12 protein-coding genes are annotated in these 15,874 nt (G+C 72.2%); 5 read left to right on the forward strand and 7 right to left on the reverse strand.

All coding sequences use genetic code 11. The features are described 5' to 3' along the window. Positions 1-51: 51 nt before the first annotated feature. Positions 52-1,107, reverse strand: a complete 1,056-nt coding sequence (locus VFR90_RS05115) for an alpha/beta fold hydrolase (protein ID WP_326404995.1) — start codon at positions 1,105-1,107, stop codon at positions 52-54. Between the two features lie 153 nt (positions 1,108-1,260). On the opposite strand from VFR90_RS05115, the gene VFR90_RS05120 reads away from it, so the two are divergent. Both VFR90_RS05120 and VFR90_RS05125 read left to right on the forward strand, forming a co-directional pair. Then, the gene (locus VFR90_RS05120) at positions 1,261-2,262 is read left to right on the forward strand and encodes a hypothetical protein (protein ID WP_326404996.1); all 1,002 of its coding nucleotides are present in this window, start codon (positions 1,261-1,263) and stop codon (positions 2,260-2,262) included. Between the two features lie 35 nt (positions 2,263-2,297). After that, on the forward strand, positions 2,298-3,692 hold the full coding sequence (locus tag VFR90_RS05125; RefSeq protein WP_326404998.1) for an amidase: 1,395 nt from the start codon (positions 2,298-2,300) through the stop codon (positions 3,690-3,692). 9 nt (positions 3,693-3,701) lie between these two features. Here the strand turns inward: VFR90_RS05125 and VFR90_RS05130 are convergent, their stop codons facing one another. Further along, positions 3,702-4,130, reverse strand: coding sequence for a hypothetical protein (locus VFR90_RS05130; protein ID WP_326404999.1), 429 nt, complete (start codon positions 4,128-4,130; stop codon positions 3,702-3,704). 52 nt (positions 4,131-4,182) lie between these two features. After that, positions 4,183-5,058, reverse strand: a complete 876-nt coding sequence (ubiA, locus tag VFR90_RS05135) for a 4-hydroxybenzoate octaprenyltransferase (RefSeq protein WP_326405000.1) — start codon at positions 5,056-5,058, stop codon at positions 4,183-4,185. Between the two features lie 191 nt (positions 5,059-5,249). Here ubiA and VFR90_RS05140 point away from each other — a divergent pair, with 191 nt between their 5' ends. From VFR90_RS05140 to VFR90_RS05150, 3 genes are all read left to right on the forward strand, one after another. Further along, complete coding sequence (locus VFR90_RS05140; protein WP_326405001.1) at positions 5,250-6,521, forward strand: putative DNA modification/repair radical SAM protein; 1,272 nt, start codon at positions 5,250-5,252, stop codon at positions 6,519-6,521. Between the two features lie 4 nt (positions 6,522-6,525). Continuing rightward, positions 6,526-8,025 (forward strand): UdgX family uracil-DNA binding protein, encoded by a 1,500-nt coding sequence (locus tag VFR90_RS05145; RefSeq protein WP_326405002.1) that lies wholly within the window; start codon positions 6,526-6,528, stop codon positions 8,023-8,025. A 97-nt stretch (positions 8,026-8,122) separates the two neighbouring features. After that, a complete protein-coding gene (locus VFR90_RS05150; RefSeq protein ID WP_326405003.1) occupies positions 8,123-9,655 on the forward strand; it encodes a phospholipase D family protein in 1,533 nt (510 codons plus the stop codon). A 95-nt stretch (positions 9,656-9,750) separates the two neighbouring features. Here the strand turns inward: VFR90_RS05150 and VFR90_RS05155 are convergent, their stop codons facing one another. The 4 genes from VFR90_RS05155 to recG all read right to left on the reverse strand — a co-directional run bounded on the left by VFR90_RS05155 (position 9,751) and on the right by recG (position 15,868). Beyond that, the gene (locus VFR90_RS05155; RefSeq protein ID WP_326405005.1) at positions 9,751-10,263 is read right to left on the reverse strand and encodes a Dps family protein; all 513 of its coding nucleotides are present in this window, start codon (positions 10,261-10,263) and stop codon (positions 9,751-9,753) included. A gap of 96 nt (positions 10,264-10,359) precedes the next feature. Further along, on the reverse strand, positions 10,360-12,576 hold the full coding sequence (gene katG, locus VFR90_RS05160; RefSeq protein ID WP_326405006.1) for a catalase/peroxidase HPI: 2,217 nt from the start codon (positions 12,574-12,576) through the stop codon (positions 10,360-10,362). A 134-nt stretch (positions 12,577-12,710) separates the two neighbouring features. Next, positions 12,711-13,646: a LysR substrate-binding domain-containing protein gene (locus tag VFR90_RS05165; RefSeq protein WP_326405008.1), complete on the reverse strand. Its 936-nt coding sequence runs from the start codon at positions 13,644-13,646 to the stop codon at positions 12,711-12,713. 134 nt (positions 13,647-13,780) lie between these two features. Further along, a complete protein-coding gene (gene recG, locus VFR90_RS05170) occupies positions 13,781-15,868 on the reverse strand; it encodes an ATP-dependent DNA helicase RecG (RefSeq protein ID WP_326405009.1) in 2,088 nt (695 codons plus the stop codon). Positions 15,869-15,874 lie beyond the last annotated feature (6 nt).

Raw genomic sequence — 15,874 nt, forward strand, 5'->3', positions numbered from 1 at the left:
CGCCGCGGTCGCGCGGCCTTTCAGCGGTGTTCGCCGCGGTCGCGCGGCCTGTCAACGGTGCGCGCCGCGGTCACGCACGTGCACGATCGCTTCGGCCCGGCTGTGCAGGCCGAGCTTGTCGAGGATGCTCGACACCTGGTTGCGCACCGTCTTCTCGCTCTTGCCGAGCTCGGCGGCGATCGCGCGGTTGTCGAGGCCGCGCGCGACGCGCGTGAGCACCTCGCGTTCGGCGGGCGTGAGGCCGTCGTCTGCCGCGGTCGGCGGCGGCGCGCCGAGGAAGTCGCCCACCTCCGCGAGGAAGTGCCCCCAGGCCGGCTCGGTGCTGAGCAGCACGTGGTTGTCGGTGTCGAGCGTGACGAAGCGCGCGCCGGGGATCAGCGAGGCGAGCAGCCGGCCTTCCTCGAAAGGCACCGCGGCGTCGCCGCGCGCGTGCAGCACGAGCGTCGGCACGCGCACCTGCCGCGCGAGCTCGGTCACGTCGACCTGGTGGAAGGCTTCGAGCAGCCGCGCCGCCGCGTCGGCGCTGGAGGTGATGCGCATCAGCTCGGTCCACCACTGCAGCTGCTCGGGCGTGCCGTGCTTGATGAAGCGGCGGGTGAAGACCTCGCGGAACGCCGGGTTGTCGCTGCCCCAGCCGACGCGGATCAGGTTGACCAGCGTGTGCGCTTCGAGCTGCTGGGCGGGGCTCGGGTCGCGCCGCAGGCTGCCGCGCGCGTAGGCGCCGGCCAGCACCAGGTGCGAGACCCGCTCCGGGTGCGCGACCGCGTACGCGATCGCGACCGCGCCGCCTTGCGACATGCCGAGGATCGGCACGCGCGGCAGCTGCAGCGCGTCGATCACCGCGCTCAGGTCGCCGACCCACGAGGGCAGCGAATAGTCGGCGACTTCGCGGTCGGAGAGGCCGCAGCCGCGCTGGTCGTAGCGGATGTAGGTGTGGTGCTTCGACAGCGCGTCGAGCCAGGGGCGCCAGACGGGGCTCGCATGGTCGTGCTCGACGTGCGTGAGCCAGTGCGCCGCGCGCAGCAGCGGCGCTCCGCGGCCGATCGTCGCGACGGCGATGCGCACGCCGTCGGGCGCGGTGCAGAAGCGCAGCTGTTGGCGGTCCATGGCGAAACGATTGTGGGCGCGCGGGACATCCGGCCCATCCCCAAGCGCATCGAGATCGCCGGCACGGGACAGGCGCCTCATGCAAAGGGCGGTGCGGCTCGCGACGATGACGCACGTCGATCCGACGCCCAACCCTTCGCGATGGAGCCAGCGATGCAAGCCTCCCCCACCCTCACCACGAACCCCGCCGAAACCGCCCGCTACGCCAGGACCATCGAGGCGTCCAAGCGCGTGCGCTGGGACATCGACCGCGACGTGATCCGCGGCCGCGCCTTCGACCTCGGCCACGTCTTCCTGCCCGACGGCCTCTCGCTCGCCGACGAGCTGCCCTTCCTCAAAGCCGCGCAGCGCCGCTTCTGGAGCCAGGTGCAGGGGCGTACGTATGCGCGCATGTTCGCGCTGGTCGAGCGCACCATCGGCGCGAAGATGCTCGACGTGAGCCGCGGGCACGCGCTCGGCGACCAGGTCGCCTTCGAGGCGCTGGTGCGGCTGACCGACGAGGAGCTCAAGCACCAGGAGCTGTTCCGCCGCATCGAGGCGCTGGCGGCCGCCGGCATGCCCGCCGGCTACCGCTTCGACATCGATGCGAACGCGGTCGCGGCCTTCGTGCTCGGCCGCTGCGACTGGGCGGTGCTCGCGCTCACCTGCCATATCGAGCTGTTCTCGCAGGCGCACTACCGCGCGAGCATCGGCGCCGAAGTCGAGCGAGCGGCCGAGCTCTCGCCGCTGTTCAAGGACGTGTTCCTCTTCCACTGGCGCGAGGAGTCGCAGCACGCGGTGCTCGACGAGCTCGAATGGATCCGCGCCGACCGGCGCCTCGCCGACGACGCCGAGCGCGACGCGGCCGTCGGCGACCTGATCGCGCTGGTCGGCGGCGTCGACGGCATCGTGCAGACCCAGGCCGCCGCGGACGCCGCCTACTTTCTCGCGCAGACCGGCATCGACGACGCGGCCCGCGCCGACGCGGTGAGGGCGACGATGCTGAAGGCCTATCGCTGGCAGTACATCGTCTCGGGCGCGCTGCATCCGCAATTCCGGACGCTGCTCGGAAGCTTCGTCAGCGAAGCGCAGCTGCAGCGCATCCAGCAGGCGCTCGCACCGCTCGCCTATGCGGTGCCGTGCCGCGCCGAGGCCGCCATCGCGATGACGCACTGAGCCGCGCGGCCGCCGGACTGCGCCACACTGGGCCGATGGGCCCGCTGCATGCGCTGACCGCGATCGAAATGCTCGACGCGTACCGAAGCGGCGCGGTCTCGCCGGTGGAGGTGACGCGCGACGTGCTCGCGCGCATCGAGCGTTGGGAGCCGCTGATCGCCGCGACCTGGGCGCTCGACGCTGACGCGGCGCTCGACGCGGCGCGCGCGAGCGAGGCGCGCTGGCGGCGCGGCGAGCCGCTGGCACTGGACGGCGTGCCGGTGACGATCAAGGAGAACATCGCGACGCGCGGCGTGCCGGTGCCGCTGGGCACCGCGGCCAGCGAGCTGGTGCCCGCGACGGCCGACGCGCCGCCCGCCGCGCGGCTGCGCGAGGCCGGCGCGGTGATCCTCGCGAAGACCACCATGCCCGACTACGGGATGCTGACCTCGGGGCTGTCAAGCTTCCACAAGCTCGCGCGCAATCCCTGGAACCTGGCGCTGAACCCGGGCGGCTCCAGCGCCGGCGCCGGTGCGGCGGGCGCGGCCGGCTACGGGCCGATCCACCTCGGCACCGACATCGGCGGCTCGATCCGGCTGCCCGCGTGCTGGTGCGGCCTCGTGGGCTTCAAGCCGAGCTTCGGCCGCGTGCCGATCCAGCCGACGACGCTCGGCCGCGTCGCCGGCCCGATGACGCGCACGGTGCGCGACGCGGCGCTCGCGATGCGCGTGCTCGCGCAGCCCGACGGGCGCGACCCGATGAGCCTGCCGGCGCAGCCGCTCGCCTGGCTCGACGACGACGCGCCGCTCGCGCTGAAGGGCCTGCGCCTGGGCGTGCTGCTCGACGGCGGCTGGGGCCTGCCGCTCGATGCCGAGGTGCGCGCGGTCGTCGAGGCCGCGGCGCGCCGCTTCGAGGCGGCCGGCGCGATCGTCGAGCCGCTGGCCCCGTTCACCACGCCGACGATGGCGGCAGGCATCGACCGCTGGTTCCGGCTGCGCACGCTGGTCGATCTGCGCGCGCTGCCGGCCGGGCGCCGCTCCCGCGTGCTGCCGTTCATCGCCGCATGGGCCGAGGGCGCGGCCGGCGTCTCGGCCGAGGACGCCTACCGCGCGTTCGCCCAATGGCAGGCGCTGCGCGAGGCCGGCGTCGCGGCTTGCGGCGGCTTCGACTTCGTGCTGTCGCCGGTGAGCCCGACGAGCGGCTTCCCGGCCGAGTGGGCGATGCCCAGCAACGACCCGGCGCGCTCGCTCGACCACATCGCGTTCACGCTGCCGTTCAACGTCGGCGAGCAGCCGGCGATCTCGGTCGACGCGGGGCATGCGGCGAACGGCCTGCCGGTCGGGCTGCAGATCGCGGGGCGGCGCTTCGACGACCTCGGCGTGCTCAGGATGGCCGCGGCCTGGGAGGCGCTGCGGCCGGCGCCGCGGCCCTGGCCGCAACCGCCGGGCTGAGCCGCGCGGCTACTGCGAGGCGGCCGGCGCGGGCAGCGGAGGCGCCGGCGTCGCGGCCGACGGCGGCGTGCCCATCGTCGGCATGTCGAGCTCGGTCTGCACCCGGGTGACGAAGTGGCGCGTCTCGCCGAAGCAGCTGGTCGGCAGGCCCACCTTCTCCTCGTAGTGCAGGCTCACGCGCCGGCCCATCACCTTCTCGATCTCCCTCGCGACCGCTTCCTCGCGCACCGTGAAGAAGAACTTCTCCGGCGTGCTGCCGGGCAGCGAGACCATCGCCATCTCGCCCTCCCAGGTCTTGCACAGCCAGCCCTTGTTGGAGAACTTCTGGACCCAGCCGGCACGGTCGCCGGTCGAGTAGTTCCAGTTCAGCGCGATCAGGAACCAGCCGACCGCGAGCGCGACCAGCACGACGAGGGCGATGAGAAGGCGTCCGATCATGGCGGGCAAGGGCGAGTGGCTGCGGCGCGCGACTGTGGCACGAAGCGGCGGCTCAGCGCCACGCGAGATCGAGGGCAATCCCCGCGAACACCGCGAAGCCGAGCCAGTGGTTCTGCTTGAAGGCGACGAAGCAGGGGTCGCGCGCGCGGTCGCGGATCAGGCGCCAGTGCCACAGCGCCTGCGCCGCGGCCGCCGCCAGCCCGAGCGCGAACGGCCAGCCCAGCCCGCGCGCGAAGCCGACCGCGGCCCAGATCGCGAGATGGATCGCGTAGCAGGCCATCACCGCTGCCACGTCGAAGCGGCCGAAGGTGATCGCCGAGGTCTTGATGCCGATCTTCAGGTCGTCGTCGCGGTCGACCATCGCGTACTCGGTGTCGTAGGCCAGCACCCAGAACAGGTTGCCGACGAACAGCGCCCAGCCCCACACGGGCAGGGCGTCCATGACGGCGGTGAAGGCCATCGGGATGCCGAAGCTGAACGCGACGCCGAGCACCGCCTGCGGCATCGAGACGAAGCGCTTCGCGTACGGATAGCCGATCGCGACCGCGAGCGCGGCGAACGACATCGCGATCGTGAGCGCGTTGGTCGTCAGCACCAGCGCGAACGCGAGAAGCGCAAGCGCCGCGCCGAGCAGCAGCGCCTCGCGGATCGGCAGGGCGCCGCTCGTCACCGGCCGGCGCGCGGTGCGCTTCACGTGGCGGTCGAATTCGCGGTCCGCCACGTCGTTGACGCAGCAGCCGGCGCTGCGCATCAGCACCGTGCCGAGCGTGAACACCGCGAGCAGGTGCCAGCCCGGAAAGCCGCCGGCCGCGAGCCATAGCGCGCCCAGCGTCGGCCACAGCAGCAGCAGCCAGCCGGCGGGGCGGTCCCAGCGGATCAGGTCGAGGTAGAGCGCGGGGCGCGACGGCGGTGCGGTGGTGGTGTCCATCGGTGATCCATCGAACGAAAGGTCCCTCGGCCAAGCCCGACGGGACGATGTTCACGGTGCGTCGCAAGGGTACGTCGATGCCGCCTCGAAGCCGGACAGGGGCACGCGGCTTGCCCCTTCGCGCTGCTCGGCATGCATGCCGCCGCTCGGGTCGACTACTGTAAATTCATCCAGTCTTCCGAAGTCCCGCGATGAACCTGCAGTCCAAGCTCGCGATCCTGGCCGATGCCGCCAAATACGACGCCTCGTGCGCCAGCAGCGGCGCCGACAAGCGCAACGCCGTCGGGGCGCCGAAGGGCGCCATCGGCTCGACCGAGGGCATGGGCATCTGCCACAGCTACGCGCCCGACGGCCGCTGCATCTCGCTGCTCAAGCTGCTGCTCACCAACTATTGCCAGTTCGATTGCCTCTACTGCGTCAACCGCGTCAGCAGCAACGTGCCGCGCGCGCGCTTCACGGTGCAGGAGGTGGTCGACCTGACGCTCGACTTCTACCGGCGCAACTGCATCGAAGGCCTGTTCCTCAGCTCCGGGATCATCCGGAGCCCCGACCACACGATGGAGCAGATCGTCGAGGTCGCGCGCCGGCTGCGCGAGGAGCACCACTTCCGCGGCTACATCCACTTGAAGACGATCCCCGACGCGAGCGCCGAGCTGCTCGCCGCCGCGGGCCGCCACGCCGACCGGCTGAGCATCAACATCGAGCTGCCGACGCCGGCCGGCCTCGCGGCGCTGGCGCCGCAGAAGGACAACGCGGCGATCAAGCGCTCGATGGCGCGCATGCGCATCCACATCGAGGACGCCCGCGCGGCCCGCGCGCCGCGTGCCGCCACGTCGCAGCCGAAGCTCGCGCCCAAGCGCGCGAAGCCGCCGCCGTTCGCGGCCGCGGGCCAGAGCACGCAGATGATCGTCGGCGCCGACGACGCGAACGACCGCGCGATCCTCGACACCAGCGCCGCGCTCTACGCGAGCTACGGCCTGAAGCGCGTCTACTTCTCGGCCTTCAGCCCGATCCCCGACGCGCCGATCGCGCTGCCGTCGAAGCCCGCGCCGCTGGTGCGCGAGCACCGGCTCTACCAGGCCGACTGGCTGATGCGCTTCTACGGTTTCGACAAGGACGAGATCGTCACCGGCGACACCGGCCTGCTGCGCCTCGACGTCGACCCGAAGCTCGCCTGGGCGCTGGCGCATCGCCAGCACTTCCCGGTCGACCTGAACCGCGCGCCGCGCGAGCTGCTGCTGCGCGTGCCCGGCCTGGGCGTCAAGGCGGTGCAGCGCGTGCTCGCCTCGCGCCGCCTGCGGCGGCTGCGCACCGACGATCTCCAGCGCCTGCGCGTGCCGCTGCGCAAGGTGCTGCCCTTCGTGCAGACCGACGACCACCGCCCGGCGCGCGAAGCCGACTCCGCCGCGCTCACGCGCCAGCTTGCGCCGCTGTCCGAGCAGGCCGAGCTGTTCGAGGCCTAAGGCGATGCCCGCGCGCCCTGCTCCCGCCGATGCGCCGTTGACGATCACGCTGGCGGGCGAGACGGACTTCGAAGGCTTCCGCGGCGCGGCGCGCCGGCTGATCGCGCGCGGCGTCGCGCCCGATGCGGTCGCCTGGGCCGTCGCCGAACGCGACGAGCCCGGCCTGTTCGGCGCCGAAGCCGGCGCGAACGAGGCGGCCTCGAACGACGAGACGCCGGTGCCCAGCGCCTTGCGCGTCAGCCCGGCCTTCGTCGCGCTGTGCCGCGAAGTGGCCCTGCACCGCGACCCGGCCCGCTTCGCGCTGATGTACCGGCTGCTGTGGCGCTGGCAGCGCGAGCCCGGCCTGCGCGACGACCCGCTCGACGCCGACATGGCCCGTGCGAACGCGATGGCCCAGGTGGTGCGCCGCGACCTGCACAAGATGAAGGCCTTCGTGCGCTTTCGCGAGGTGCAGCAGGAAGGCGGCGAGACGCTGCACGTGGCCTGGTTCGAGCCGGAGCACCACATCGTCGAGGCAGTCGCCGGCTTCTTCATGCGCCGCTTCACCGGCATGCGCTGGGCGATCCTGACGCCCGAGCGCTGTGTGCGCTGGAACGGCGAGGCGCTCGAGTTCACGCCCGGCGCGAAGAAGGAGGACGCGCCCGCGGCCGACGCCGGCGAAGCGCTGTGGCTCACCTACTACCGCGCGATCTTCAACCCCGCGCGGCTCAAGCTGCGCGCGATGGAGAAGGAGATGCCGCGCCGCTACTGGCCGAACTTGCCCGAGGCCGAGCTGATCGGCGGGCTCGCCGCGCACGCCTACGAGCGCAGCGCCGGCATGGTCGAGCAGCCCCCGACGACGCCGAAGCGGCGGCTCCCCGATGCATCGCCGAGGCGCCGCATCCCGATCGCGGCGCCGTTCGCCGCGTCCACGCTGGACCCCGACGATGCCGACGGGGCGCTCGAAGCCCAGCGGGACGCCGCCGCCGGCTGCCGCGAATGCCCGCTCGGCGCGCTGGCGACGCAAACCGTCTGGGGCGAAGGCCCGGCCGGGTCGCGGCTGATGCTGGTCGGCGAGCAACCGGGCGACCAGGAAGACCTGCAGGGCCGCCCCTTCGTCGGCCCCGCCGGCCAGCTGCTGATGCGCGCGATGACCGAGCTCGGCTGGCCGCGCGACGCGGTCTACATCACCAACGCGGTCAAGCATTTCAAGTACGAGATGCGCGGGCGCCGCCGCATCCACAAGACGCCGGCGCAGAAGGAGGCCGACGCCTGCCTGCACTGGCTCGAAAGCGAGATCGCGCTGGTCCGGCCGAGCGCGATCGTCGCGCTCGGCGCCACCGCGGCGCGGCAGTTGATGGGCCGGCCGGTCGCGGTGACCCGCGAGCGCGGCCAGTGGCTCGTGCGCGGCGACGGCACGAAGGTGCTGATCACGCTGCATCCGTCGGCGCTGCTGCGGATGGAGCCGGATCAGAAAGAGGCGGCCTACGAGGCCTGGCTGAACGACCTGCGGCGTGCGGAATAGGCCCACTCCCGTTGCGGCTTCGTCGCTCCCCCTCCAGGGGCGACGCTGGCGGATCGGCCAAGCCGGATCCGCGGCGTCTGCTCGTGGAGCCCATGTCTTGAGCCAAGCACTGGGCCGGCTGGCATTGCTGCTCGCCGTCGTCCTCGGCAGCGCCTGCACCGCGCTGCCGCCACGGCCGCCGCTCGCGCCGCAAACCGCCCTCCCCGCCGCAACCCAGGGTGCGCTCGCCGCGCGCTTCGAGCCGCTGGCGCGCGCGCATCCCGGCGTCTCCGGCTTCGTGCCGCTCGAAAGCGGCGCCGACGCCTTCGCCGCGCGGCTGTGGCTGGCCGATCGCGCCGCGGCCTCGCTCGACGTGCAGTGCTACATCTGGCGCGACGACCGCTCGGGCCGCTGGCTGCTCGCACGCCTGGCCGCGGCGGCCGAGCGCGGCGTGCGCGTGCGCCTGCTGCTCGACGACAACCACGGCAGCCCGGCGCTCGACGAGGCGCTCGCGCAACTCGATGCGCATCCGGCTGCCGAGGTGCGGCTGTTCAACCCGTTCCGCTCGCGCGGCTTCGGCCGTCGCGTCGAGCTGATCGCCGACCTGCCGCGGCTGAACCGCCGCATGCACAACAAGAGCTTCACCGCCGACGGCCGCGCCACCATCCTCGGCGGCCGCAATGTCGGCGACGAATACTTCGGCATCGCCGACCCGATGCAGTTCGCCGACCTCGACGTGCTCGGCATCGGGCCGATCGCCCCGCAGGTTGCGAAAGCCTTCGACGCCTACTGGAACAGCGAGTCGGCCTGGCCGCTGGCCGTACTGCGCGAGCCGGGCCGGCCGGCGCCCCCGAACGCCGGCCGGCTCGCCGAGGACGAGCGCTATGCGCGCGCGATCGTCGGGCGCCCGCAGGTCGAGCGCTGGCGCGCCGACGGGCCGCGCGACGACGACATCGCCTGGGCCCGCGCGACGCTGCTGGTCGATCCGCCCGACAAGGCGCTCGGCGAAGCCGGCGCGCACGAGCTGGTGATGCCAAAGCTCGAACGCGCGCTCGGCCGGGCCGAGCGCAGCATCGATCTGGTCTCGCCCTACTTCGTGCCGAGCGCCGACGCAATCGACGCCTACCGCGCGCTGCACGAGCGCGGCGTGCGCCTGCGCGTGCTGACCAATTCGCTCGCGGCGACCGACGTCGCCGCGGTCCACGCCGGCTATGCCGACCGGCGCGTCGCGCTGCTCGAAGCCGGCGTCGAGCTCTACGAGCTGAAGCCGACGCCGGGCAGCTCGCGCTCGGGCCGGCTGCTGCGCGCCGGCTCGTCGCGCGAGGCGAGCCTGCACGCGAAGACCTTCGCGGTGGATGGCGAGCGCATCTACATCGGCTCGCTCAACTTCGATCCGCGCTCGGCCTGGCTCAACACCGAGATCGGCGTGCTGCTCGAGCACGCCGGGCTCGCGAGGCGCATCGGCCTGGCCTTCGACCAGGAGGTGCCGCGCGATGCCTGGCGGGTGAGCCTGCAGGACGGCCGGCTGCGCTGGAGCGAAGCGACGCCCGAAGGTCCGGCCGAAGCGCCGCAGGCCGAACCCGGCGCGAGCTGGCCGCTGCGCTGGTGGACCTGGATGCTGTCGTGGCTGCCCATCGACGGCTTGCTTTGACCCACCCCCGTTGCGGCTTCGCCGCTCCCCCTCAAGGGGGCGCCGCTGGCGGACCGGCGAAGCCGGATCCGCGGCGGCCACTCGTGCTTCCTGCGTTATTCCTCGAGCAGTGACCGAAGCATCCACGCCGACTGCTCGTGGATCGCCAGGCGCTGGGTCAGCAGGTCGGCGGTCGGCTCGTCGCCGGCCTTGTCGGCGACCGGGAAGACGCCGCGCGCGGTGCGCGCGACCGCCTCGTGGCCCTCGACCAGGATGCGCACCATCTCCATCGCCTTCGGCGGCTCGGCCGGCACGTCGGGGATCGAGCTGCGCTTGCCGAACTGGCCGTAGGAGCCTTCGGCCGGGAAGCCGAGCGCGCGGATGCGCTCGGCCACCGGATCGACCGCGTTCCACAGCTCGGTGTACTGCTCCATGAACATCGCATGCAGCGTGTTGAACATCGGGCCGGTGACGTTCCAGTGGAAGTTGTGGGTGGTGAGGTAGAGCGTGTAGGTGTCGGCGAGCAGCGCGTTCAGCCCCTTCGCGATCGCGGCGCGGTCCTTCTCGGCGATGCCGATGTTGATCGCCGGGACGGCAGTGGACGGGGCGGCGGACTTGAGCTTGGCCATGGCAGGGCACCTCGAAAAGAAGAAGACCGCGGGACTCTAGCGAGGCCCGCGGTCGTCGAGCGGAGCTGACGGCGTGCCCGTGCACGCCGCCGGGGATCACATCAGGTCGTAGCGGTCGAGGTTCATCACCTTGGTCCAGGCGTTGACGAAGTCGCGCACGAGGATCGCCTGGCCGTCGGACGCGCCATACACCTCAGCCAGCGCGCGCAGTTGCGCGTTCGAGCCGAACACCAGGTCGGCGACGGTGCCGGTCCACTTCGGCGCGCCGGTCTTGCGGTCGCGGCCCTGCAGCACGCCGGAGGCGTCGGCCGGGTCCCACTTCGTGTTCATGTCGAGCAGGTTCACGAAGAAGTCGTTGGTCAGCGTCTCCGGCCGGGTGGTGAACACGCCGTGCTTCGTCTGCTTGTAGTTCGCGCCGAGCACCCGCAGGCCGCCGATCAGCACGGTGAGCTCGGGCGCGGAAAGCGTCAGCAGCTGCGCCTTGTCGACCAGCAGATCGGCCACCGAAGCCTCGAGCCCCGGCTTCACGTAGTTGCGGAAGGCGTCGGCCTGCGGCTCGAGCACCGCGAACGCGTCGACATCGGTCTGGTCCTGCGAGGCATCGGTGCGCCCGCCGAAGAAGGGCACGGTGACGTCGTGGCCGGCCTTCTTCGCCGCCGCCTCGACCGCCGCGTTGCCGCCGAGCACGATCAGATCGGCCAGCGAGATCTTCTTGCCGCCGGCAGCCGTCGCGTTGAACTCCTTCTGGATCGCTTCGAGCTTCGCCAGGATCTTCGAAAGCTCGGCCGGCTGGTTGACCGCCCACTCCTTCTGCGGCGCGAGCCGGATGCGCGCACCGTTGGCGCCGCCGCGCTTGTCGCCGCCGCGGAAGGTGGAGGCCGAGGCCCAGGCGGTGCTCACGAGCTGCGAGATCGAAAGGCCCGAAGCGAGCAGCTTGGCCTTCAGCGCGGCGACGTCCGCCTCGTCGACCAGCGGGTGATCGACCGGCGGCACCGGGTCCTGCCACAGCAGCACTTCCTTCGGCACCAGCGGGCCGTGGTAGCGCGAAAGCGGGCCCATGTCGCGGTGCGTCAGCTTGTACCAGGCGCGGGCGAAGGCGTCGGCGAACTCGGCCGGGTTGTCCTTGAAGCGGCGCGAGATCTTCTCGTAGGCCGGATCGAAGCGCAGCGCGAGGTCGGCGGTGGTCATCATCGGCGCGTGGCGCTTGTTCGGGTCGTGCGCGTCCTGCACGGTGTCGGCGCCGGCGCCGCCCTTGGGATGCCACTGCCAGGCGCCGGCCGGGCTCTTGCCCTTCTCCCATTCGTACTTGAACAGCGTCTCGAAGTAGCCGTTGTCCCAGGTGGTGGGGTTCGGCTTCCACGCGCCTTCGATGCCGCTGGTGATGATGTGGCCCGCCACCCCGCTTTCGTAGCCGTTCCGCCAGCCGAGGCCCTGCTCCTCGATGCCGGCGGCTTCGGGCTCGCGGCCGAGGTGGCTCTCGGGGCCGGCGCCGTGCGCCTTGCCGAAGGTGTGGCCGCCGGCGACCAGCGCCACCGTCTCTTCGTCGTTCATCGCCATGCGCGCGAAGGTCTCGCGGATGTCGCGCGCCGAAGCGATCGGGTCGGGGTTGCCGTCGGGGCCCTGCGGGTTGACGTAGATCAGGCCCATCTGCACCGCAGCCAGCGGGTTCGCGAGCATGCGGTCGCCCGAGTAGCGGCTGTTCTCCCTCTCGCTGGTCGCGAGCCATTCGGCTTCGGCGCCCCAGTTGATGTCCTGCTCGGGCTCCCAGATGTCGGCGCGGCCGCCGGCGAAGCCGAAGGTCTTGAAGCCCATCGATTCGAGCGCGACGTTGCCGGTGAGCACGATGAGATCGGCCCACGACAGCTTGCGGCCGTACTTCTGCTTGATCGGCCACAGCAGCCGGCGCGCCTTGTCGAGGTTGCCGTTGTCGGGCCAGCTGTTCAGCGGCGCGAAGCGCTGCGCGCCGGTACCTGCGCCGCCGCGGCCGTCGTGGATGCGGTAGGTGCCGGCCGCGTGCCAGGTCATGCGGATGAAGAAGGGACCGTAGTGGCCGTAGTCGGCCGGCCACCAGTCCTGCGAATCGGTCATCAGCGCGTGCAGGTCCTTGATGACGGCGTCGAGGTCGAGCGTCTTGAACTCCTCGACGTACTTGAACTCCTCGCCCATCGGGTCGGCGGTGGGCGAATGCAGGTGCAGCAGCGACAGGTTCAGCGCCTCGGGCCACCAGTCGCGGTTGCCGCGCGGGCCGGCCGGCTTCTTCGCCGCTTGCTTCGTGTCACCGCCCGAGAACGGGCATTGCGCTTGGTCTGCCATGGGAGCCTCCTGAGCTGGCTTTGAAGATCGGACGGGCCAGTCTAGAAGTCGCCCCGGGGCCGATCAATGAAACCGCGGCAATGGCCTCGATAGAAACGCAGCAGCCTCGGGTTTCCCCGCGGCGCGTTCCCGGCTCAGGTGCTCAGCCGCTTCACGCCGTCGAGCTTGCAGGCGTAGACGGCGTTGCGCAGCGCCGCGATCGCCTCGTAGCGCGTGAAGGTGCGCCGCCAGGCGAGCACCACGCGGCGCGTGGGCACCGGGTCGGCGAAGGGCACGTAGCGCACGTGCTGGTTCTGCGGCGCGAGCGGCTCGGCCGGCACGCTCAGCTGCGGCAGCACCGTCAGGCCCATGCCCGAGGCGACCATGTGCTTGATGGTCTCCAGCGAGCTGCCCTCGAAGCTCTTGCGGATGCCTTCCGCATGGCTCGAGAAGCGCGCGTACTCGGGGCAGACCTCGAGCACGTGGTCGCGAAAGCAGTGCCCGGTGCCGAGCAGCAGCATCGTCTCTTCCTTCAGCTCCTCGGACGAGATGCGCTCGCGCCGGGACAGCGGGTGCGTCGCCGGCGCGGCGACGACGAAGGGCTCGTCGTACAGCGGCGCCACCGCGAGGCCGGTGTCGGGAAAGGGCTCGGCCATGATCGCCGCGTCGAGGTCGCCGGTGCGCAGCATGTCCAGCAGCTTGGTGGTGAAGTGCTCCTGCAGCATCAGCGGCATCTGCGAAAACATCTCGATCGCGTGGCGCACCAGGTCGGGCAGCAGGTAGGGCCCGATCGTGTAGATGATCCCCAGGCGCAGCGGCCCCGAAAGCGGATCCTTGCCGCGCTTGGCGATCTCCTTGATCGACGCCGCCTGCTCGATCACCGCCTGCGCCTGGCGCACGATCTCCTCGCCGAGCGGCGTGACGCTGATCTCCGTGCTGCCGCGCTCGAACAGCTTCACGTCGAGCTCGTCCTCGAGCTTCTTCACCGCGACGCTGAGCGTCGGCTGCGAGACGAAGCAGGCTTCGGCGGCACGGCCGAAATGCTTCTCGCGGGCGACCGCGACGATGTAGCGAAGTTCGGTGAGCGTCATGACGATCGAGGATAGCCCAGCGTCTTGAGCACGATCACGCGCAAGCCCACCAGCGGCCGCCGCGACCGGCTCTGCCGGTCCGCCAGCGGCGCCCCCCTGAGGAGAGCGGCGAAGCCGCAACCGCGGTGGTCCCTTCAGGCCTTGAGGTAATCGGCCTTGCCGCCGACCCAGCGATCGATCCAAGCGCGCGCTGCGTCCGGCCGCTCGGCCCACAGCGTCGGCGCGAGCGCGCGGGCCCGTTCGAGCAGCGCAGCGTCGGCCTCCAGATCGGCGAAGCGAAGCAGCGCCTCGCCGCTTTGCCGCGCACCCATGAACTCGCCGGGGCCACGGATCGCGAGGTCGCGGCGTGCGATCTCGAAGCCGTCGGTCGTCTCGGCCATCGCGCGCAGCCGCTCCTTGCCCGCCGCCGACAGCGGCGCGGCGTAGAGCAGCACGCACACGCTCGCGACCGTACCGCGGCCGACGCGCCCGCGCAGCTGGTGCAGCTGCGCGAGGCCGAAGCGCTCGGCATGCTCGACGACCATCAGGCTCGCGTTCGGCACGTCGACGCCGACTTCGATGACCGTCGTCGCGACCAGCACCGACATCGCGCCGCCGGTGAAGAGCGACATCACCGCCGCCTTCTCCGCCGCCGGCATGCGGCCGTGCAGCAGCCCGACCATCGCGCTGGGCAGCGCGTCGGCGAGCTGCGCGTGCGTCGCGATGGCATCGCGCAGCTCGACGTGCTCCGACTCCTCGACCAGCGGACAGACCCAATACACCTGCCGCCCCTGCCCGACGGCCTCGCGGATGCGCTCGATCACCAGCGCGCGCTTCGCGTCGGCGAACAGCTTGGTCACCACCGGCGTGCGCCCGGGGGGCAGCGCGTCGATCGTGCTGACGTCGAGGTCGGCGAGGTAGCTCATCGCGAGCGTCCGCGGGATCGGCGTCGCGCTCATCATCAGCAGGTGCGGCTCCAGCGCCGAGGCCGCCCGCTTGCCGCGCAGCGCGAGCCGCTGCGCGACGCCGAAGCGATGCTGCTCGTCGATCACCGCGAGGCCCAGCCGCGCGAAGGCGACGCCCTCCTCGATCACCGCATGCGTGCCGACGACCAGCTGCGCCGCGCCGCTCGCGGCCTGCTCGAGCATCGCCTGCCGCGCCCGGCCCTTGCGGCTGCCGGCGAGCCACGCGATGCCGATGCCCAGCGGCTCGAGCCAGCCGACCAGCTTGCGGAAATGCTGCTCGGCGAGGATCTCGGTCGGCGCCATCAGCGCGCACTGCCAGCCGGCGTCGATCGCGCGGCAGGCGGCGAGCGCGGCGACCACCGTCTTGCCCGAGCCGACGTCGCCCTGCAGCAGACGGTGCATCGGCTGCGGCTTGGCCAGGTCAGCGGCGATCTCGGCTTCGACGCGCCGCTGCGCCTGCGTCAGCGTGAACGGCAGCGCGGCGAGCAGGCCGCGGTGCAGCGGGCCCGGCGTGGCGGCGAACCGCGGCGCGCCGAGCTGCGCGCGCGCCCGGCGCGCCTCCAGCTGCGACAGCTGCTGCGCGAGCAGCTCGTCGAACTTGAGCCGCTGCCAGGCCGGGTGCCTGCGGTCGTCGAGCGCGCGCGCATCGAAGCCGGCCGGCGGCTCGTGCAGCAGCCGCAGCGCATCGACGAGCGTCGGCAGGCCGGGCGGCAGCGCCTCGGGCGGCAGCAGCTCGGCCAGCGCGCCGCGTTCGATCGCGCGCGCCAGCGCGGCCGCGACGGCCTTGCGCAGGTAGGGCTGGGGCAGCGCCGCGGTGGCCGGATAGACCGGCGTCCATGCCGCGGCCAGCGGCGCGCCTTCGTCGACCACGCGGAACGCCGGATGCACCATCTCGCGCCCGAGAAAGCCGCCGCGCACTTCGCCGCGCGCGCGCACCCGCGCGCCGGGCGCAAGCGACTTCGCATGCGACGGATAGAAGTGCAGGAAGCGCAGCACCAGCTCGCCGCTGCCGTCGTCCAGGTGCGCGACGAACTGCCGGCGCGCGCGCTGCTCGATGCGGCTCGCCCGCACCACGCCTTCGACCTGCGCCGACTCGCCTTCGCGCAACGCGCCGATCGCCACGATGCGCGTCTCGTCCTCGTAGCGCAGCGGGAGGTGCAGCGCAAGGTCGAGGTCGCGCAGCAGGCCGAGCTTGTGGAGTGCGCGTTGCGGGCCGGAAAGCTTCGCGGCCGGCTTCGCGTCGGGCGTGCCCGCGGCCGGGCGGATCGCGCTCGTCATGCGACG

Origin of the sequence: Methylibium sp. (assembly GCF_035762065.1) — a bacterium.
Lineage (GTDB): Bacteria > Pseudomonadota > Gammaproteobacteria > Burkholderiales > Burkholderiaceae_C > Methylibium.

What these genes read in the sequence shown, in the direction of transcription:
- VFR90_RS05115 (WP_326404995.1), bottom strand. Translation starts at nt 1,107, where the DNA reads ATGGACCGCCAACAGCTGCGCTTCTGCACCGCGCCCGACGGCGTGCGC.
- VFR90_RS05120 (WP_326404996.1), top strand. Translation starts at nt 1,261, where the DNA reads ATGCAAGCCTCCCCCACCCTCACCACGAACCCCGCCGAAACCGCCCGC.
- VFR90_RS05125 (WP_326404998.1), top strand. Translation starts at nt 2,298, where the DNA reads ATGGGCCCGCTGCATGCGCTGACCGCGATCGAAATGCTCGACGCGTAC.
- VFR90_RS05130 (WP_326404999.1), bottom strand. Translation starts at nt 4,130, where the DNA reads ATGATCGGACGCCTTCTCATCGCCCTCGTCGTGCTGGTCGCGCTCGCG.
- ubiA (WP_326405000.1), bottom strand. Translation starts at nt 5,058, where the DNA reads ATGGACACCACCACCGCACCGCCGTCGCGCCCCGCGCTCTACCTCGAC.
- VFR90_RS05140 (WP_326405001.1), top strand. Translation starts at nt 5,250, where the DNA reads ATGAACCTGCAGTCCAAGCTCGCGATCCTGGCCGATGCCGCCAAATAC.
- VFR90_RS05145 (WP_326405002.1), top strand. Translation starts at nt 6,526, where the DNA reads ATGCCCGCGCGCCCTGCTCCCGCCGATGCGCCGTTGACGATCACGCTG.
- VFR90_RS05155 (WP_326405005.1), bottom strand. Translation starts at nt 10,263, where the DNA reads ATGGCCAAGCTCAAGTCCGCCGCCCCGTCCACTGCCGTCCCGGCGATC.
- katG (WP_326405006.1), bottom strand. Translation starts at nt 12,576, where the DNA reads ATGGCAGACCAAGCGCAATGCCCGTTCTCGGGCGGTGACACGAAGCAA.
- VFR90_RS05165 (WP_326405008.1), bottom strand. Translation starts at nt 13,646, where the DNA reads ATGACGCTCACCGAACTTCGCTACATCGTCGCGGTCGCCCGCGAGAAG.
- recG (WP_326405009.1), bottom strand. Translation starts at nt 15,868, where the DNA reads ATGACGAGCGCGATCCGCCCGGCCGCGGGCACGCCCGACGCGAAGCCG.